The 18,492-nt window shown below is 75.5% G+C and carries 15 protein-coding genes; 8 read left to right on the top strand and 7 right to left on the bottom strand.

Translation table 11 applies throughout. The features are described from left to right. Positions 1-81: 81 nt before the first annotated feature. From MCM47_RS05340 to MCM47_RS05330, 3 genes are all read right to left on the bottom strand, one after another. Positions 82-1,164 carry a hypothetical protein gene (locus MCM47_RS05340; RefSeq protein WP_238741693.1) on the bottom strand — a complete coding sequence of 361 codons (1,083 nt, stop codon included), beginning with the start codon at positions 1,162-1,164 and terminating at the stop codon, positions 82-84. Between the two features lie 139 nt (positions 1,165-1,303). Then, positions 1,304-3,247, bottom strand: a complete 1,944-nt coding sequence (locus MCM47_RS05335) for a serine/threonine-protein kinase (RefSeq protein ID WP_238741691.1) — start codon at positions 3,245-3,247, stop codon at positions 1,304-1,306. 310 nt (positions 3,248-3,557) lie between these two features. After that, the gene (locus tag MCM47_RS05330; RefSeq protein ID WP_238741689.1) at positions 3,558-4,484 is read right to left on the bottom strand and encodes a LysR family transcriptional regulator; all 927 of its coding nucleotides are present in this window, start codon (positions 4,482-4,484) and stop codon (positions 3,558-3,560) included. Positions 4,485-4,580: 96 nt separating this feature from the next. Here MCM47_RS05330 and MCM47_RS05325 point away from each other — a divergent pair, with 96 nt between their 5' ends. The 4 genes from MCM47_RS05325 to MCM47_RS05310 all read left to right on the top strand — a co-directional run bounded on the left by MCM47_RS05325 (position 4,581) and on the right by MCM47_RS05310 (position 8,679). Next, positions 4,581-5,285, top strand: coding sequence for a succinate dehydrogenase cytochrome b subunit (locus MCM47_RS05325; RefSeq protein WP_238741687.1), 705 nt, complete (start codon positions 4,581-4,583; stop codon positions 5,283-5,285). Positions 5,286-5,326: 41 nt separating this feature from the next. Continuing rightward, a complete protein-coding gene (locus MCM47_RS05320) occupies positions 5,327-7,282 on the top strand; it encodes a fumarate reductase/succinate dehydrogenase flavoprotein subunit (RefSeq protein ID WP_238860025.1) in 1,956 nt (651 codons plus the stop codon). After that, positions 7,279-8,016, top strand: a complete 738-nt coding sequence (locus MCM47_RS05315) for a succinate dehydrogenase/fumarate reductase iron-sulfur subunit (RefSeq protein ID WP_238741685.1) — start codon at positions 7,279-7,281, stop codon at positions 8,014-8,016. The genes MCM47_RS05320 and MCM47_RS05315 overlap by 4 nt, the downstream gene beginning before the upstream one ends. A gap of 360 nt (positions 8,017-8,376) precedes the next feature. Then, positions 8,377-8,679, top strand: coding sequence for a hypothetical protein (locus tag MCM47_RS05310; protein ID WP_238741683.1), 303 nt, complete (start codon positions 8,377-8,379; stop codon positions 8,677-8,679). 101 nt (positions 8,680-8,780) lie between these two features. Here MCM47_RS05310 and MCM47_RS05305 read toward each other — a convergent pair whose 3' ends face one another. After that, a complete protein-coding gene (locus MCM47_RS05305; RefSeq protein ID WP_238741681.1) occupies positions 8,781-9,707 on the bottom strand; it encodes a DUF2797 domain-containing protein in 927 nt (308 codons plus the stop codon). Positions 9,708-10,055: 348 nt separating this feature from the next. Between MCM47_RS05305 and MCM47_RS05300 the strand changes: the two genes are divergently transcribed. After that, a complete protein-coding gene (locus MCM47_RS05300) occupies positions 10,056-11,396 on the top strand; it encodes an ALF repeat-containing protein (RefSeq protein ID WP_305067942.1) in 1,341 nt (446 codons plus the stop codon). A 125-nt stretch (positions 11,397-11,521) separates the two neighbouring features. After that, positions 11,522-11,692 carry a hypothetical protein gene (locus MCM47_RS05295; RefSeq protein ID WP_238741679.1) on the top strand — a complete coding sequence of 57 codons (171 nt, stop codon included), beginning with the start codon at positions 11,522-11,524 and terminating at the stop codon, positions 11,690-11,692. Between the two features lie 31 nt (positions 11,693-11,723). Here MCM47_RS05295 and MCM47_RS05290 read toward each other — a convergent pair whose 3' ends face one another. The 3 genes from MCM47_RS05290 to MCM47_RS05280 form a co-directional block, all read right to left on the bottom strand. Further along, positions 11,724-12,338 carry a rhodanese-like domain-containing protein gene (locus MCM47_RS05290; protein WP_238741677.1) on the bottom strand — a complete coding sequence of 205 codons (615 nt, stop codon included), beginning with the start codon at positions 12,336-12,338 and terminating at the stop codon, positions 11,724-11,726. A gap of 45 nt (positions 12,339-12,383) precedes the next feature. Beyond that, positions 12,384-13,127: a sulfite exporter TauE/SafE family protein gene (locus tag MCM47_RS05285; protein WP_238741675.1), complete on the bottom strand. Its 744-nt coding sequence runs from the start codon at positions 13,125-13,127 to the stop codon at positions 12,384-12,386. Positions 13,128-13,458: 331 nt separating this feature from the next. Beyond that, a complete protein-coding gene (locus MCM47_RS05280; RefSeq protein WP_238741673.1) occupies positions 13,459-14,850 on the bottom strand; it encodes a rhodanese-like domain-containing protein in 1,392 nt (463 codons plus the stop codon). Between the two features lie 308 nt (positions 14,851-15,158). Here MCM47_RS05280 and MCM47_RS05275 point away from each other — a divergent pair, with 308 nt between their 5' ends. Further along, entirely contained in the window at positions 15,159-16,178 is a 1,020-nt protein-coding gene (locus tag MCM47_RS05275; RefSeq protein ID WP_238741671.1) for an NAD(P)-dependent alcohol dehydrogenase, read from the top strand. A gap of 142 nt (positions 16,179-16,320) precedes the next feature. Continuing rightward, the gene (locus MCM47_RS42495; RefSeq protein ID WP_308222287.1) at positions 16,321-18,471 is read left to right on the top strand and encodes a restriction endonuclease; all 2,151 of its coding nucleotides are present in this window, start codon (positions 16,321-16,323) and stop codon (positions 18,469-18,471) included. The last annotated feature ends 21 nt before the right edge of the window (positions 18,472-18,492 follow it).

Genomic DNA, 18,492 nt, shown 5'->3' with positions numbered 1-18,492 from the left:
TCTCCCGTCCACACGTCGCGCAAGGCGTCCGCCGTCCCGGTGCCGGGGAGCCGGGACGCCCGAGCACTCCCTCCGCGCGGCTCAGGAACAGCGGTAGGGGAAGGAGACGGCTGCGGTGCGGGCGTCCGGTGAGAGGATCTGCAGGGTCGCGGTCGCCTGGAGCTCGCCGCGGCCCTCGAAGCTCCAGCGCAGCACCAGGTCGGCCTTGCGGGCGCCCGATTCGACGTCCTGGCGGATCTCGTCGGAGGTGGTGCCGTCGCTGCGCAGCCAGCGGTAGCGGATGGTGCCGGCGCCGCCGTCGGTCTCCACCGTGGCCGTGATCACCGCCGTGCCGCCGCAGCCGGGGCCCGCGGGGTCGGTGGTCACGCCGACGCCGGTGACCGCCAGGGCGGGCGAGGTGAAGCGCCAGAACAGGAAGGCCAGCAGGGCCAGGACGGCCAGCAGCACCGCCAGCGGCACCAACCACCGCGATGCCCGGCGGCGTCCCGGCTGCTCCCGGTCGGGGACGGCGGCGCCGTGCCAGACGGCGGCGGCCTGCGGCGGGACCCCGGGGCCGAAGCGTCGCAGCTCGCCGGGGGCGAAGGAACGTTCCTCCTTCCGGCCACCGGTGGGTGAGGAGTCGGTCGGGGCGGTAGCGGCGCTCTCCACGGTGCCGGTTGCGTCCGTCTCGTCCGCCGCCGGCGGGGCGGGTACCGTCCTGCCGCCCGTCCGGGTGTCCACCAGCGTGCTGGTCTCCCCCGCCTGCGGCGCGCCGCCCCAGACCCGGGGGTCGAGGAAGGTCGCGCTCCCCGGGTCGTCGGCGTCGAGCCGGACGGTGGCCTCGGTGTCCGGCTCGGCGGCGGCCGGTCCCGCGGTCCTCCGGGCCTGCCGGACGGTCTGCTCCCCGGTCACCGGGCCGGACTCCAGCCGGACCGTCGCCTCGACGGCTTCGGAGCCCCCGGCCAGGCGCACGGTCTGCTCCCCCGCAACCGCCTCCGACCCGAGCCGAACCGTCTGCTCGGCGTCCTCCGGGGCACCGGTCAGGCGTACCGTCAGTTCCTCCGCCGCCGGACCGGACCCGAGCCGGACCGTCGCCTCGACGTCCTTCGGGGCCGCGCCGAGCCGCACGGTCCGGTCCGGTTCGGGCGCCGGGGCCGCGGCGGAGTCGGGGCGGGACGTGGACATGGCTCCTCCGGAGAGCGGGGTGGGGACGAGGGGTTCGGGGGCCGGTCGGTGAGGGACCGGATCGGTGGAAGGCGTTGCCGGCGCCGGCTCGGCGGACCGGGGGGCCGGGGCGCAGCGCCCCGGGCCCAGCGGCGCCGGCTCAGCGGGGCGGGTCGCAGAGGAAGGCGGCCGTCTCGGCCGACGTCCTGCCCGGCTTGGCCGCCGCCGGGCTGGTGCCGATCCGCACACCCCAGGTCGGGAAGGTGTCGGCCGAGCCGAAGTCGTGCGCCCGGGTGACCGTGGCGCGACCGCCCTGGATCACCACCGTGTCGGTCGCGACGGTGACCGACCGTCCGCCGGAGGTGTGGTACCAGCTCAGCGTCAGCGTCCCGCTGCCGGTGCCCTGGGCGACCACCGTGACCGTCGCGCTCAGGCTCCAACGGCCGCTGCAGGTCAGCGAGTCCAGGTTCACCGTGCTGACCGCGAGGGTGGCCGGCGCCACGGTCGGGGTCGGCGTGGGGGTGACGACCGGCGTCGGTGCGACGACGGTCGTGGGGGCGGCCGGGCCCGCGGGCTGGGCGGTCGGGGGCGGTGAGGCCGGGCCGGCGGGCGGCGGGGTCGGCTGCCCGGGCGCGGGGGCTCCGGTGGCCGGCGGGGCGCCCTTGGTAGTCGGCGCCCCGGCGACCGGCGAGGACCCGGAGGGCCCGGCCGTCGGGGAACCCGCCGTGGCGGTGGCGCTCGGGCTTCCGGAGGCCGACGGCGTGCCGGTCGAGGCGGACGGCGAGGCGGACGGCGTGTCCGTGGCGCTGCTCGCCGCGGGCGACGGTGCGCCGGTCGGGTCGGTGGTGCCGAGCGTCGTGGTGGCCTCGGGGGCTGCGCCGCCGGTGACCGTGTGGGCGCCGCCGTCGGCGGCTCCCGCCATCGCCATGCCCGCCAGCGTGGCCAGGGTCAGAGTGCCGGCCACGACCCCGGCGAGCGCCTTGCCGCGACCGCCGAGCCGGGCGCCGCGGCGGACCAGCGTCTCCCGGACCGGGGCCGCCGGAGCGGTGCCGGCCTCGGCGGCGGCGTCCACGCCCGCCGCGAGGACGGTGCCGGCCGCCGCCTCCGCACCGACCGCGCCCCCGCCGCCCAGGGCGGTGTGGGCCAGCGCGGTGCCGCCGCCGGCACCGCCGGCACCGGGCAGCAGCACCGCGAGCAGGGCCAGCAGCGCGACCAGGTCGAGGCAGCCCTTCTCCTCCCAGTCCGGCCCGTACGCGGCCGTCGCGACGGCCTCCAGCTCCTCGACCAGGGCGGCCGCGCTGTCGGGGCGGTCCGCGGGGTCCTTGGCCAGGCCCGCGAGGATGAGCGGGCGGACCGGGTCCGGCGCCTGCTCGGCCGGGATCGGGGCCTCGGTGTGCTGGACCGCGAGCTCGGCGATCGTGGTGCCGGCGTAGGGGCGGGCACCGGTCAGGCACTCGAAGAACGTGACGGTGGCGGCGTAGACGTCGCCGGCGGGCGAGGCGGGGCGCCCCGCCCACTGCTCGGGCGGCATGTACGCGGGCGTGCCGGAGACGTCGCCCTCCTCCCCGCGCGCCACCGCGATGCCGAAGTCGACCAGCTTGGAGGTGCCGGCCGTGTCGACCAGGACGTTGGCGGGCTTGTAGTCGCGGTGCACCACCCCGGCCTCGTGGGCGGCGGCCAGGCCCAGCAGCGAGCCCTTCAGGACCACCAGGGCGGCCTCCGGGGTGGTGGCGCCCTCGGCACGGAGCAGGTCGCGCAGCGCGATGCCGTCCACCAGCTCCATCACGATGGCCGCGCCGCGCTCGCCCTCCACGTACTCGTAGAGCCGGGTGACGTGCGGGGAGTCGACGGCCGCGAGGACCTCCGCCTCCTCGCGCAGGCCGGAGCTGCCGACGGAGCCGTGCAGGTACTTGATCGCCACCGGAGTGCCGGTCTCCCGGTGGCGGGCGAGCACGACCCGGCCGCTGGCGCCTGCACCGAGCTCCCGCTCGTGGAGGTAGTCGGGGAGCTCCCAGGGTCGCTCGTCCTCGATCTCCGGCGTGCCGCCGAGGGGGGCGCCGTCGCCCCCGACCGGTCTGCCGTCCAGCTGCTTCCCGTCGCCCATCGCGTCGTACTCCCCGTGAGTCCCTGCTCGCCCGTCACTGCCGGCCCGGCTCTGCCGGCTCGGTTCTGCGGCGACGCACCATACGGCACCGCGGTCACTGCACGGGACGCACGCCCGTGAACACGGGGTTCCGGGCCACCGGTGGTTCCGGATCACGATTCGGGTGCTTCGCGTACCATGCCAACCATTCGTACGAACGGTCGGGCACGGCGGACCGGCGGTCGGGCACGGCGGTCGGGTCCAGCGGTCGGGTACGGCGGACCCGGCGGTCGGCCGGCGTACGCCCGGCGGCACGGTGCCGGCGCCCCGCTCAGGCCAGCAGCAGCCGGGTGCCCGGCGGCAGGTCGCCGTCCCGGGCGGCGTCGCGCAAATGGGCGAGCAGGGTCTCGCGCAGCGCGGCCGAGGCCCGGGTGAGCGGCACCTCGCGGCCGTGCGCCACGGCGATGGTCCGCCCCAGGCCGGGCCCGGCGAACGGCGTGACGGCCAGCCCGGAGCGGGCCGCCACCATGCCCGGCAGTACGGCCGGCCCGAGCCCGGCCCCGACGAAGCCGAGCACCGCGTCCATCTCGCCGCCCTCCACCGCGAACTCCGGCTCGAACCCGGCCGCCCGGCAGGCCTCCAGCGTCGCCTCGCGGACGTCGTAGCCCTCGCGGAACATCACCAGGGGCCGCCCGCGCAGCTCCGCCACCCGCACCTTGCGGCGCCGCCCCTCGGCCGACCGCGAGACCAGCACCAGTTCCTCGTGCAGCAGCTCGGTCACGTCCAGCGCGGGCGCCGCCTCGCCGCTCGGCGGTGTGATGATCAGCGCGAGGTCCAGTTCGCCCGCCGCGAGGGTGCGGACCAGGTCGCGCGAGCCGCCCTCGCGGACCAGCAGCGCCACGCCCGGGTAGCGGTCCCGGAAGACCCGCAGCACGTCCGGCACCAGGCTGGTGCACAGGCTCGGCGGCGCCCCGAGCCGGACCCGGCCGCGGCGCAGCTGGACCGTCTCCTGAACGGCCAGCCGGGCGCTCTCGGTGTCGGCGAGGATGCGCCGGGCGAGCGGCAGCAGCGCGTCGCCGGCGTCGGTGAGGGCGATGTTGCCCCGGGTGCGGTGGAACAGCTCGGCACCCAGCTCGCGCTCCAGGGCGCGGATCTGCTGGGAGAGCGAGGGCTGGGCGACGTGGGCCGCCTCGGCGGCCCGGGTGAAGTGGCGGGTCTCGGCGACCGCGACGAAGTAGCGGAGTTGCTGGAGCTGCACCCGGCCAGGATAGGCGTGGTCGATAGGTACTGGCTATCGCGGCGAGCCGCATCATGTCTTGGACGCACTGGACGGCCCGTCCCTACCGTTGACGCCATGACAACCGCGACTCGGACGGCCCGGCACCCGTCCACACTGGTGACGCTGTGGCGGTCGACCGTCGGCAAGAAGGCCGTCATGGCCGTCAGCGGACTGGTCATGCTGCTGTACCTGGTCGCCCACATGCTGGGCAACCTGAAGATCTTCTTCGGTCCGGACGAGCTGAACGGCTACGCGCACTGGCTGCGCACCCTCGGGGAGCCGTTCCTGCGGTACGAGTGGTTCCTCTGGATCGCCCGCGCCGGCCTGCTCGCCGCCGTGGTGCTGCACGGCGTGTCCGCGTACCAGCTGAGCCGGCGCGACATCGCGGCCCGGCCGAGCAAGTACGTACACAAGCGGCGGCGGGCGAGCTACGCGACCCGGACGATGCGCTGGGGCGGGGTGATCCTCGGGCTGTTCATCGTCTGGCACATCCTGGACCTGACCACGCTCACCGTGAACCCCAACGCGGAGCACGGCAAGCCGTACCAGAACATCGTGGCGTCGTTCTCGAACTGGTACAGCTGCGTGATCTACGTCGTCGCGATGCTGGCCGTCGGTCTGCACATCCGGCACGGGTTCTGGAGCGCCGCGCAGACCCTCGGCGCCTCCAACGCCCGCCGGGAGAAGGCGCTGAAGCTGGCCGCCAACGGCCTGGCCCTGGTGCTGACCGTGGGCTTCCTGTCCGTCCCCGTGGCCGTGATGACCGGAGTGGTGAGTTGAGCACCGTGAACACCCCGAGCGCGCAGAGCGGCGAGAGCGCCGTGCCCACCGAGCTCCCCTACGCCGAGTACGGCGTCGGCGCTCCGGTCGCCGACACCAAGGCCCCCGCCGGGCCGATCGAACAGCGCTGGGACCAGCGGCGGTTCGAGGCCAAGCTGGTCAACCCGGCCAACCGGCGCAAGCACACCGTGATCGTCGTCGGCACCGGCCTGGCGGGCGGCGCAGCCGGCGCCACGCTGGCCGAACAGGGCTACCACGTGGTCCAGTTCTGCTTCCAGGACTCCCCGCGGCGCGCCCACTCGATCGCCGCGCAGGGCGGCATCAACGCGGCCAAGAACTACCGCAACGACGGCGACTCGATCCGCCGGCTCTTCTACGACACGGTCAAGGGCGGCGACTTCCGCGCCCGCGAGTCGAACGTGCACCGCCTCGCCCAGGTGTCGGTGGAGATCATCGACCAGTGCGTGGCGCAGGGCGTCCCGTTCGCCCGCGAGTACGGCGGCCTGCTCGACACCCGCTCCTTCGGCGGCGTGCAGGTCTCCCGCACCTTCTACGCCCGCGGCCAGACGGGCCAGCAGCTGCTGCTCGGCGCCTACCAGGCGCTGTCGCGGCAGATCGCCGCCGGCAACGTCGAGATGCACCCGCGCACCGAGATGCTGGACCTGCTGGTGGTGGACGGCCGGGCCCGCGGCATCGTCGCCCGCGACCTGGTGACCGGCGAGATCTCCACCTACACCGCCGATGCCGTGGTGCTGGCCACCGGCGGCTACGGCAACGTCTTCTACCTCTCCACCAACGCCAAGAACTCCAACGCCACCGCCGTCTGGCGGGCGCACCGGCGCGGCGCGTACTTCGCCAACCCGTGCTTCACCCAGATCCACCCGACCTGCATCCCGCGCTCCGGCGACCATCAGTCCAAGCTCACCCTGATGAGCGAGTCGCTGCGCAACGACGGCCGGATCTGGGTGCCCAAGGCCAAGGGCGACACCCGGCCGCCGGCCGAGATCCCCGAGGCCGAACGGGACTACTACCTGGAGCGGATCTATCCCTCCTTCGGCAACCTGGTGCCGCGCGACATCGCCTCCCGGGCCGCCAAGAACGTCTGCGACGAGGGCCGCGGCGTCGGCCCCGGCGGCCAGGGCGTCTACCTGGACTTCGCCGACGCGATCCGCCGGATGGGCCGGGACGCCGTCGCCGCCAAGTACGGCAACCTGTTCGAGATGTACGAGCGGATCACCGCCGAGGACCCGTACCGGGTGCCGATGCGGATCTACCCGGCGATCCACTACACCATGGGCGGGCTCTGGGTCGACTACGACCTGCAGACCACGGTGCCGGGCCTGTTCGCCATCGGCGAGGCCAACTTCTCCGACCACGGCGCCAACCGGCTCGGCGCCAGCGCCCTGATGCAGGGCCTGGCGGACGGCTACTTCGTCCTCCCGCCGACCCTGAACGACTACCTCGCCCGCAACCCGCTGCCGCCCGTGCCCGCGGACCACGGGGAGATCGCCGCCGCCGAGGCCGAGGTGACCGACCGGCTCAACCTCATCCTCGCCGTGAACGGCGACCGCACGCCGGACTCGTTCCACCGCGAGCTGGGCGAACTCCTCTGGGACGAGTGCGGGATGGCCCGCGACGCGGCCGGCCTGCGCCGCGCCCTCGGCCGGATCCCCCGGCTGCGGGACGAGTTCTGGCGCCGGATCAAGGTGCCCGGCACCGGCCAGGAGCTCAACCAGTCGCTGGAGAAGGCCAACCGGCTGGTCGACTACTTCGAACTGGCCGAGCTGATGTGCCTGGACGCCCTGCACCGGGCCGAGTCCTGCGGCGGCCACTTCCGCACCGAGAGCCAGACCGAGGACGGCGAGGCCGCCCGGCGCGACGAGGAGTACAGCTACGCCGCCGCCTGGGAGTTCACCGGCACCGGCACGGCACCGGTGCTCCACCGCGAAGAGCTCGAGTTCGAGCACGTCCACCCCACCCAGCGGAGCTACGCATGAACCTCACCCTGCGCATCTGGCGCCAGGCGGGCCCGGACGCACCCGGCTCGATGACCACCTACAAGGTCTCGGGGATCAGCCCCGACATGTCCTTCCTGGAGATGCTCGACACCCTCAACGAGGAGCTGATCACCCGCGGCGACACGCCCGTCGCCTTCGACCACGACTGCCGCGAGGGCATCTGCGGCGCCTGCGGCATGGTCATCAACGGCCAGGCCCACGGCCCCGAGCGGACCACCACCTGCCAGCTGCACATGCGGCACTTCAAGGACGGCGACACCATCGACGTCGAGCCGTGGCGGGCCTCGGCCTTCCCGGTGGTCAAGGACCTGGTGGTGGACCGTTCGGCGTTCGACCGCATCATCGGCTCCGGCGGCTACATCACCGCCCCGACCGGCAGCGCACCCGACGCCCACGCCACGCCGGTGCCCAAGGAGGCCGCCGACACGGCCTTCGAGCACGCCGAGTGCATCGGCTGCGGCGCCTGCGTCGCCGCCTGCCCGAACGGCTCGGCGATGCTGTTCACCTCCGCCAAGGTGGTCCACCTCAACGTCCTGCCGCAGGGCGCGCCGGAGCGGAAGTCCCGGGTGCGGAACATGGTCGCCGCGATGGACGCCGAGGGCTTCGGCGGCTGCACCAACACCGGCGAGTGCGCCACCGCCTGTCCGAAGGGCATCCCGCTGCCGAGCATCGCGGCGATGAACCGCGAGTTCCTCCGCAGCTCCCTCGGCTGAAAGCGGAGCTCGCCGGTGGGCCCCTTCCTGGCGGGAGGGGCCCACCGGCGTGTCCGGGGGCCGTCGCGCACCGGCCCAGGTCGCACGGGCGGCGCGTGCCGGTGGGCCGTGCGCTCCCCACACGGGTGGTCGTTCGCCAGGAGCGGCGCCCGTCGCGGCGATTCGCGCTACGGTGGGTCCCCGCGCCAAGGAGGGTCATATGCCTGAGGTTCAGGCCTGCACCGGGTGTGGCGGGTCCGGGGGGACCCAGAAGACCGAAGCCTCGGTCGAGCTGGACGAGGAAGGGAGCATGGTGCCGAGGGTCGACACCTTCTGGTCGCCATGCGGTCGGTGCCACGGATCCGGGACGGTGATCGTCGGATGAGGATGGTCTTCGAGTGCGTCGAGTGCGGCGCCCACTACCTACCGCCGGAGGGCATGGTGTACCCGGACGGGCCCGCCTCGCCCGTCTGGTGCGCGCACTGCCAGGCGGCCAACCGCGCTGCGGGCGTCCGGGAGGACCCCCTGCTCGCGCGGGTGGCGCTGGCCGCCGCGCGGGCCGCGCTCGCGCGTCGGGCGGCGGAGGCCGAGCCGCCCGCCCGCAGCGACGTCCGGCCGTCCCGGCCCCCGGCGTCGCGTCGCGCGCGGTCGGGCCCGGGCGGGGTGCGCGGCAAGCTGGCCTGAGCGGCGGGGTGCGCGGCACGTTGGCCTGAGCGGCGGGGCTGCCGTCCGCCCGGGCGGTGGCCGGAGCGACGGCCGGGCGGCGACCAGTCGGCCGCGCGCCGTCAGAACAGCGCCTCCTGGGTGTCCGGCACCTCGGGACGCACTCGCGGTCGCACGACCAGCCCCGACGCCGGACGGCCGGCCGCCTGGGTGAGCGTCCACCCGGTCAGCAGCCGGGTGTCGAGCAGCAGCGGCTCGGCACCGTCCGGCTGGTCGAGCAGCAGGTGGCGGCCGATCGGCGGGCGCAGCGCCCCGGCGACCACCGCGCCCGGAGCCAGCGTCTCGATCCGCCCGTAGGCGGCCGGGGCCCCTTCGGCCAGGCCGAAGAGCACGACGTGGTCGGTGACCGGGTGGTCGGCCAGCAGCTCCACCGCGTGGCCGGCCAGCAGCCGGTGCGCCGCGGTACGGGCGTCCAGCAGCAGCGTCCGGCGGTGCGCGGCGTCGCCGGGCGACCACCAGTGGTCCGGCTTCGTCCGGGCGTTGAACCGCTCCCGGGCCAGCCCCGAGGCTGCGATCGTGAGTTCGGCCCGGCGGACGGCGGGCAGCGCGCCGCGGGCGGCGAACGTCCAGGCCAGCGCGCCCTGTTCGAGCAGCCGGCTGGTGCCGCGCTGCTCGGCGGTCAGGCCCACCTTCACCAGCCCGTCGCCGAACCAGGCGAGGTAGAGGCGGTAGGTGCGCCCGTCGTCGAGGATCTGGTCCCGCGCCAGCGCGAGTCCCCGGTCCACGCTCTGGCAGGCGGGGCACTGGACGGCGCCGCCGTCCGGCTCGATCTCGGCGTGGTGCGGGCAGGGCGTCCGCTCGGTCGCGCCGGCCAGCCAGGCGCCGGTGCAGCGCCGGGGTCCGCCCAGCAGCCAGCCGACCACGGTGCCCGGCTCCGCCACCCGCTCGTGCACCCGGCGCCCGTGCACGGCGCTGAGCAGCGGCCGGCCGTCCCGCCACTGCAGCCCGGTCGAGATCCACCCGCCGCCCGTCTGCTGCCCTGTGCCCATGCCTTCCCTCCGTCCGAACCAGCGAGGTTACCAATTGCCTCGGACAGAAGGCCGTCGGCTGCGGAGGAGGCCCCCCAGGGGTGGAGGGGCGGGGCGCCGGGGCGGGTGGGCCCCGGCGCCCCGCGCGGCCGTTCGACGCCGGTGTCCGGAGCTTCGTCCGCTCTGTCGTGGATCAGGCTGCCTGCGGCGGGCCGGCGGCGCCTCGCTCCCGCGAAGGACCAACGGTGGTCCTCTCGGTGTACATCCGGTGGCGCCCGCCTGTCACAGGAGTTATTCGTACGACAACCGCTTCAAACGATCTATGCTGAGCCGGTTCAGGACTCCTCCGTATGAAGCAGGTTCACGCGCATGAAGTTGCCCAAGGTCTCGGCGGTCCTCGCGGCTGCCGTGCTGGCGCCCGTTCTGCTCCAGTCGCCGGCCTCCGCCGCCGACAGCCCGCAGCCCACCGGCGTCACCGGCCCCGACACGGCGTCCGAAACGGCGCCCGACGCCGCCGACGACCACGGCGCCGCCCAGGAGAAGAGCGACCGCGCCGAGATCGAGCGGATCATCGCAGGCACGGAGAGCTGGTCCAAGGTCCGTGAGGTCGGCGAGAAGGCTCTCAAGGGCACCGCCGCGGACCTGCGCCACTTCCTGGAGGTGGAACTGGAGCCTGCGCGTCACACCGACAACCGGGTCCTCATCGTGCGGGTCCTCGACGGCGCCGGCCCAGCGGTCACGAAGGCGGGCGAGAAGGCTCTCAAGGGCACCTATGCGGAGAGCGAGGCCTTCCTCAAGGTGGGCCAGTACACCGCCCGCGCCGAGGACCAGGACCGCGCCGAGATCGAACGCATCCTCGCCGACAAGGAGACCGGCCCCCGCGTTCGCGAGGCCGCCGGGAAGGCCCTCAAGGGCACCGCCGCCGACCTGCGCCACTTCCTGACGGTCGAGATGCCGAGTGTCCGGGAGAGCGACGACCGGCTCAGGCTCGTCCAGATCATGTCCCGCGGTGGCCCGGCCGTGCAGGCCGCGGCCGACAAGGCGATGAAGGGCACCTACGAGGACGTCGTCAGGTTCCTCAAGGAGGGCCAGTACACCGCCCGCGCCGAGGACGACCGCACCGAGATCCGGCAGGTCCTGGCGAACCCGCAGACCGGAAGCCTGGTCCGCGAGGCCGCACAGAAGGCGCTCGACGGCAGCCCGGCCGACCTGCGCCGATTCCTGGAGAGCCGGCTCCCGGTCCTGCAGGAGAGCGACAACCGCATCAAGGTCTCGCAGCTCGTCGAGGCGGGCGGCCCGGCCGTGAAGAAGGCGGGCCTGAAGGCCCTCGACGGCAGCTACGCCGACGTCCTGGCCTTCCTGAAGGAGGGCCAGGCCGTCGCCCGCGCCGAGGACGAGGCCGCCGCGGCCGCCGCCAGGGCCGACCAGCAGAAGACCACCGCGCAGCAGCCCCAGGCCCAGGGCACCACCGGCGGCCAGGAGCAGACCGGCACCCGGACCGCCCAGACCGCCGCGGTCGTCACCACCGTCTCCAACCCGGCCCCGCTCTCTACCGGCACCACCCTCGGCACCACCACCGCCGCCACCGGCCAGCTCGCCGCCACCGGCGCGAACGACGGCCTGGTCCTGGAGGCCGGCGGCGCCGCCGCGGCCCTCGCCGCCGGCGCCGCACTCGTCGCCATCAGCCGCCGCCGCTCCGCCGAAAGCTGACCCCCCAGCACAACACCCCCCGGCGCCCCGGCCACCCGGCCGGGGCGCCGCCGCGTCCGGGCCCAGCCGCATCAGACGTGCAAACGGCGGGACCGCGGCCCTCTGCGACCGGTAGCCTCCGTTCCGTGACCTGGTCCGTGTACTTCGAAGCGGACAGCGGCCATCACATCGTCGTGCAGTTCGACGCACCCGGTCTGCCCGGACCGTGCAAGATCGATCTCGAACCGCGGGGTAAGGACCAACTCGTCTCCGCTTACGGGCGGAAGACCGGGATCGGTCCTCTCACCAGGGGCTGAGCCCCCTTGGTCCGGAGGGCTCGCGGCGCGGTCACGACCGGCCGGGTGCGTGCGGCTCCGGTTGCCCCGTGGTGAGGGTGGCCAGGGTGGCGGCCAGGTCGTCGCGGTGGCCCGGGCGTGGGCGGTTGTGCGGAAGGCGCGCCAGCAGCGCACCCATCGCGCAGGTGTTGGTGACGGCGGAGAACACCAGGCCCACGCCGACGGCGGCCGAGAACCAGCGCGCACCCGGCAGCACCAGGCCGACGAGCAGGCCGGCCACCACCAGACCCCCTGCGACGAAACGGATCTGACGGTCCATCAACCACGGTGCCCTGGCGGGGGCGCTTTCGGGGCGGTCGACGGTGTGCCCGGCGGCGACCCAGGCGGACGTGCCGCCGACGAGCGTGGCGGCCGGGATGCCGGCGGCGGCGAGGTCGGTGCAGGCCCGGCCCGAGCGGGCGCCCGAGGCGCAGACCATCAGCAGCCCGCCACGCCCGGCGGCCTCGCGCAGCGCGGGCAGGGCACGGCCGAGCTGGTCGAGCGGGACGTTCAGCGCGCCGGGGATGTGGCCCGCCGCGTACTCGCCGGGAGTGCGGACGTCGACGACGGTGAGGGTGGACAGGCGGGGGTGAGCCTGCTCGGGAGTGAGTGCGGAGGGGGTCGGCACAGCGGACTTCCTTGCGTGGTGGAGCGGGGGATGGGGAACGGGGGCTCAGAGGACGGCGTCGGCGCCCATGACGGCCGCGACGGCCAGCAGCAGGCCGGCAAACACCCGCCGCAGGGTGACGCCGGAGAAGCGGGCCGCCAGCCGCTTGCCGTCCCAGGCGCCGAGCACCGCGGCGGCGGTGAAGGGCGCGATCACCGCCCAGTCCAGACCAGGGCCGGCGCCGCCGCGGGCGGCGAGGGAGGCCGAGGCGTTCACGGCGATCACCGGGAGGCTGGTGCCGACGGCGGTCTCCATCGACAGGCCGACCGCGGTCACCAGGGCCGGCACCGCGAGGAAGCCGCCGCCCACTCCGAGCAGTCCGGTGACGGCGCCGAGCCCGGCCCCGGTGACGGCCGCCCGGGCCGAGCCGGCCGTCGCGGCCGTTCCTCTCCGGGCCGGGCGCAGCATCTTGGTCGCCGCCAGTGCCGCCACCACGGCGAAGGCCGCGGTGAGCAGTGACTGCGGCAGTCGCGCGGCGGCGGCTCCGGCGAGCGCCGCGGGGACCAGCCCGGCGGCGGCGAAGGCGAGGGCCACCCGCCAGCGGATGTTCCCGGCCCTGGTGTGGGCGACGATCGCGGAGACCGAAGTGGCCAGGACGATCATCAGTCCGGCGGTGGTGGCGGCGGCCGGGGTCAGCCCGAGCAGGTAGATCAGTGCGGGGACGGCCAGGATGCCGCCTCCCCCGCCGAGGCCGCCGAGGACGAGCCCGACGACGGCCCCGGCGGCGAGAGCCAGTACCAAGGTGATCACGTGCACCGCCGGGGGTCCGGGGCCTGGCAGCGCGGGCGGGCGGCGCCGGGCGGCCGGGGCAGTGCACCGGCGGGTACGGCGAGGGGTATCCGGTCGGCTGCCCCGGGCAGCGGGGGCCGGGCCGCTCGGCGGGCCGGCTGCCCGGGCGGGCGGACGGCGGACGGCCGGACGAGAGGAGGCCGGACGGTGGGCGGGCGGGCGACGTGCCGTCGGGGGTCGTCAGGACGCTGCATGGGCGTGACTCCGGGTGGTGCGGTGGTGCAGTGGTGCGGGGGCATGGGCGGTGCCGCGGGGTGACGGCACTGCAGGCGGCGCTGGCGGCACCCGCCGCTCAGGCGCCCGACGCGCCCTCGACGCCGGTGCTGATCGGCAGCCCGGCCGCGGCCGCCGCGCCGAAGCCGTCGTCGACGGCGACGACCTGCCGCCCGGCGGCGTCCAGCAGCGAGGCCGCGATCGCGGCGCGCATGCCGCCGGCGCAGTGGACCCAGAGCACGCCCTCGGGCAGTTCGGCGCTGCGGCGGTGCAGCTGGTGCAGCGGGATGTGCAACGTGCCGTCGATCCGTGCGGCGGTCCGTTCGACGTCGCGGCGGACGTCGAGGACCAGCGGCGGCTCGTCCTCGCTGAGCGCCTTCGCCAGGTCGGCGAAGGTGGCGCGCCGGAACGAGCGCAGCTGCTCGCCGGGAAGCAGCCAGCCGGCCGGATCGCCGGTGGCCGCGGCGGCGGGGCGGTCGATGCCGACCCGCACGAGTTCGCGCTGGGCGGCGGCCAGCTGCTCGGGGCTCTCGGCGAGCAGGGTGACGGGCTTGCCCCAGGGGATCAGCCAGGCCAGGTGGGTGGCGAGGCTGCCGTCCCCCTCGAAGTTGAAGGAGCCGGCCAGGTGCCCCGCGGCGAAGGCGGTGCGGGCACGCAGGTCGACGACCCACTCTCCGGCGGCGAGGCGTCGGGCGAGTTCGGCGGGGTCGGCGGTGCTCGGCGGAGTGAGGTCGACCGGGGCGGGCCCGTCGCTGTTCACCGGGCCCATGTGAGCGTAGTAGGCGGGGATGTCGTCGAGGCCGGCGAGCAGGTCCGCGACGAAGGTGTCGGCGTCCTTGACCAGCGCGTCGTTGCGGAGGCGTTCTTCGCCGACGGTGGTGGTGTCGGTGTCGGCCCGGCCGGCGGAGCAGAAGCTGCCGAAACCGTGGGTGGGCAGGACCGGTACCTCGTCGGCCAGCTGATCGGCGAGGCGGTGGACGGAGGCGTGCTGGGCGCGGGCGAGCCGCTCGGTGAGCCGGGGCTCCACCAGGTCGGGGCGGCCGACGGTGCCGATCAGCAGGGAGCCCCCGGTGAAGGCGGCGACGTCGCAGCCCTGCTCGCTGAGGACGTAGGCGGTGTGGTGCGGGGTGTGGCCGGGCGTGGCGACGGCCCGCAGGCTCAGGCCTGCCGCCGGGTCGACGTCGAAGTCGTCGCCGTCGTGGACCAGCACGCGCCGGTAGGAGACGTCGGCTCCGGCGGGGACGAGGTAGTGGGCGCCGGTGAGCCGGGCCAGCTCCAGCCCACCGGTGACGTAGTCGTTGTGCACGTGGGTCTCGGCCACGTAGGCGATGCGGACGCCGCGCCCGGCTGCCGCGGCGATCACCTGGTCGATGTCGCGCGGCGGGTCGACGGCGACCGCCCCGCCGGGGCCGCCGGCGAGGTAGCTGCGGTTGCCGAGGCCCTCGATCTCCAGGGTGTCGACGAAAAACACGTGCTCGCTCCTTCTCACGAATCTCACGGTTTACCCCCCGGGGTATCTGTTCTCGACTGTAGCAGAGATACCCCCGGGGGCATCCTGACGGCCGAGGGTGCGGCCGGGCCGATCCGCTCCGGCCCGGCCGCGCCGGGCCGGGCCGACCGGCCCCCGTCGCACCCGGGTGGCACCGGCCCGCGGGCACCCGCCCCGCCGCGCGGGGCCGCCGAGCCGCCCACCGCGTCATTCCCCGAAGGGAATTGGCGCGGCGCACCACCCCGGCGATGATCGATCCCGACCACCGCAACCAGTGAGAGGAACCCCTCGTGCGCGCCTACCGAATCGACCGGCCCGGCACCCCCGACGGCCTCGTCCTGCACCACGGCGACCCCGCCTCCCCCGGCCCCACCGAGGTCCTGGTGAAGGTGCACGCCGCCGCGCTCAACCGGCGCGACGCCCTGATCCTCTCCGGCCGCTACCCGCTCCCCGCCCGGCCCGGCGTGGTCGCGCTCAGCGACGGCGCCGGCGAGGTGGTGGCCACCGGTGAGGCGGTCACCCGGTTCCGGCCGGGCGACCGCGTCACCGGCAGCTACTTCCCGCGGTGGACGGACGGCCCGCTGCGGCCCGAGCTCGCCGACCAGCTCGGCTGCACCGTCGACGGGCTGCTCGCCGAGTACGCCGTGCTGGACGAGCAGGCCCTCGCGGCCGTCCCGGACCACCTCGACTGGGCCGGAGCCGCGTCGTTCACCTGCGCCGGGGTGGCCGCATGGCGGGCGCTCACCGGCGGCGCACGGCTGCTCCCCGGGCAGACCGTGCTCGTCCTGGGCAGCGGGGACGTCTCGCTGTTCGCGGTGCAGTTCGCCCGGACGCTGGGCTGCCGCGTGATCGCCGTCAGCGGCAGCACGACCGGGGCGGAGCGGCTGGCCGCCCTCGGCGCGGACCACATCGTCGACCGCCGCCGCACGCCGGAGTGGTCCGGGGAGGTCCGCCGGCTGACCGGCGGCGCCGGGGCCGACCTGGTGGTCGAGACGCACGGTCCGGCCACCATCGAGCAGTCGGTCCGCTCGGCCGCGTTCCACGGGCAGATCGTGCTGCTCTGGGTGGTCGGCGACCGCCCCGCCGCCCTCCGGATCACCGACGAGGCCTACGCCGGTTCGCTGGCGACGATCCGCCGCGAGTTCGTCGGCAGCCGCGCGGACCTGGAGGCGGCGCTGCGCGCGGCCGCGGCCCACGGGCTGCGGCCGGCGATCGGGCGCGAGTTCGGCTTCGACGAGGCGCCGCAGGCCTTCCGCGCCTTCGCGGACCGGGAGTCGGTCGGCAAGGTGGTGATCCGCGCGGCCGGCTGACGGCGGCCCGGTCCTGACGCCGCCGCAGGTCACAGGGCGCTTCGCCGGTTCACCCGTCCACGTTCTATTGTGGCGGGCGCGGGGGGCGGCGCGGCCGGGAGGCCGAGCCGCGCCGCTCGGGTGCGGAACGAAGGGGTGGACGGTGGCGGGGCGGCGGAACGACGGGGTGCTGGCGGTCTGGGCGGAGGCGCAGCGGCAGCAGCAGCGCCGGGAGGAGGCCCGCTGGCGCGCCGAGGCGGCCGAGGAGCGGCGCCGCGAGCGGGAGGCCCGGGAGGCCCAGCGGGCGGCGGCGCGGAACGAGCGCGAGGCGCTGCGGGCGTACCAGCAGTCGCGGGAGGCCGAGGCGACCCGGCGGACGGCCGAACTGGACCGCCGGGTGGAGGAGTTGCGCGGGCTGCTGGCCGCCGGACTGGGCCGGCCGGCGTTCAGCCCGCAGGCGCTGCTGGCGCCCCGCGCGCTGCCGCCGTTCGAACCGGGCCGGCTCGGCGAGCCGGTGCCGATGCCGGACCAGGCGCGCTACCAGGTGCCGCCGCCGGACCCGGTCCAGGCGCGCAACCCGGGGGTGTGGCAGCAGTACGAGCAGTACGTGGCGCAGGCCCGGGCCCGGTTCGAGCAGGACTGGTACGCGGCGCAGGCCGCGGAGGCGGACCGGCAGCGCCGGCTGGCCGAGTACCACGGCCAGTACCTGGAGTGGGTGGCCCAGCACCGCCGGCAGGACGAGGAACGGGCGGCGGGCACCCGGGAGTTGCTGCACCGGCTGCGGGCCGGCGAGGCGGAGGCGGTGCAGGAGTACTTCAGCGCCGTGCTGTACGGCTCGGCGGGCTGGCCGGAGGGTTTCCCGCACCGGCTGGTCGCGGCCTGGGAGGCGTCCACCCGCCAGCTGGTGGTCAACTGGGAGCTGCCGGGCGCGGACGTGGTGCCGTCGAGCGCACGGGTGCGCTACGTGAAGGCGGACGACCGGGAGGCCGAGGTGGCCCGCCCGGCCACCGAGCGCAAGGCGCTGTACCGGGAGGTGCTGGCGCAGAGCGCGCTGCGGGTGGTGACCGAGCTGTTCCGGGCGGACGGCGACGGGCTGCTGGCCTCCGTGGTGCTGAACGGCTTCGTCCGCGGGATCGACCCGGCGACCGGCCGGGAGGCCGAGCGGTTCCTGTCCACGGTGACGGTGGACCGGGCCGAGTTCGCGGGGCTGGCGCTGGACCGGGTGGCGGCCGTGGAGTGCTTCCAGGGGCTCGGCGGCAGGCTGTCGGCACGGCCGGAGCGGCTGGACGAGGTGCGGCCGGACCGGCTGCCGGAGACGGTCGGTGGCATCGTGGCCGGGCAGGGCGGCGAGGAGGAGCCGGACCTCTTCGAGATGGACCCGATCGAGTTCGAGGAGCTGATCGCGGAGCTGTTCCGGCTGCGCGGGTTCCGGGTGATGACCACCGCCCGCAGCGGCGACGCGGGGGTGGACGTGGTCGCGGAGGACCTCGACCCGGTGACCGGCGGACGGATCGTGATCCAGGCCAAGCGGTACCGCTCGACGGTCTCCCCCACCGCCGTGCGCGACCTGGACTCGACGGTGCGCCACCACGGCGCCATCAAGGGCATCCTGGTGACCACGGCCGGGTTCGGGCCGGGCTCGTACGAGTACATCCGCAACAAGCCGCTGACGCTGGTGAGCGGGCCGGAGTTGGTCGAGCTGCTGGCGGAGCAGGGCCTGCGCGGGCGGCTCGGCGGCGGGGGATCCACCGCTCCCCGGCGGGCCGCCGCGGCGGACGCCGCCGCCGGGGCCGCGGAGCCCGCCGCCACCGTGCGGCTGTCGTGGCAGAGCCGGACGGCCGGCGGGGACGCCGTGGAACTGGACGTCTCCGCCTTCGTCTGCGCGAGCGGGCGGGTGCTCAGCGACGAGCACTTCGTGTTCTTCAACAACCCGCAGGATTCGGACGGCGCCGTGCGCCTCCACCCGACCCGCTCGGTGCCCGGTGAGCCGGTCCGGGCCGCCGAGCTGACGCTGGATCCGGAGCGGCTGCCGGCTGCGGCGGACGAGGTGGTGGTCGCGGTCTCGACCGAGGAGGAGGAGCCGCCCGCCCTGCCGCTCGGCTACGTGCACGGGCTGGCCCTCACCGGCTCGTACGGCCCGCACACCACCGGGCCGGAGCGCTGGGCGGCCGCGACGGGCGGCGTGCCGGAGACCGCGATGCTGGTCGGCTCCTTCCAACGGCGTGGCGGCGCCTGGACGTTCACGCCGTCCGGGAAGGCGGTGGCGGGTGGGTTGGCCGGCCTCGCGGTGCAGTGGGGCGTCGCCCTCGAGTAGCCGGGAGGGCGGGGCCCGGAA

The organism is Kitasatospora sp. A2-31, assembly GCF_022288725.1.
In the GTDB taxonomy this organism is placed as follows: domain Bacteria; phylum Actinomycetota; class Actinomycetes; order Streptomycetales; family Streptomycetaceae; genus Kitasatospora.
Note: the sequence above shows the minus strand (reverse complement) of the source record. Positions and strands in the feature narration are given on the sequence as shown.

Coding starts and splice junctions, on each gene's coding strand:
- MCM47_RS05305 (WP_238741681.1), bottom strand. CDS start 9,707: ATGGGCACAGGGCAGCAGACGGGCGGCGGGTGGATCTCGACCGGGCTG.
- MCM47_RS05300 (WP_305067942.1), top strand. CDS start 10,056: ATGAAGTTGCCCAAGGTCTCGGCGGTCCTCGCGGCTGCCGTGCTGGCG.
- MCM47_RS05325 (WP_238741687.1), top strand. CDS start 4,581: ATGACAACCGCGACTCGGACGGCCCGGCACCCGTCCACACTGGTGACG.
- MCM47_RS05310 (WP_238741683.1), top strand. CDS start 8,377: ATGAGGATGGTCTTCGAGTGCGTCGAGTGCGGCGCCCACTACCTACCG.
- MCM47_RS05335 (WP_238741691.1), bottom strand. CDS start 3,247: ATGGGCGACGGGAAGCAGCTGGACGGCAGACCGGTCGGGGGCGACGGC.
- MCM47_RS05340 (WP_238741693.1), bottom strand. CDS start 1,164: ATGTCCACGTCCCGCCCCGACTCCGCCGCGGCCCCGGCGCCCGAACCG.
- MCM47_RS05315 (WP_238741685.1), top strand. CDS start 7,279: ATGAACCTCACCCTGCGCATCTGGCGCCAGGCGGGCCCGGACGCACCC.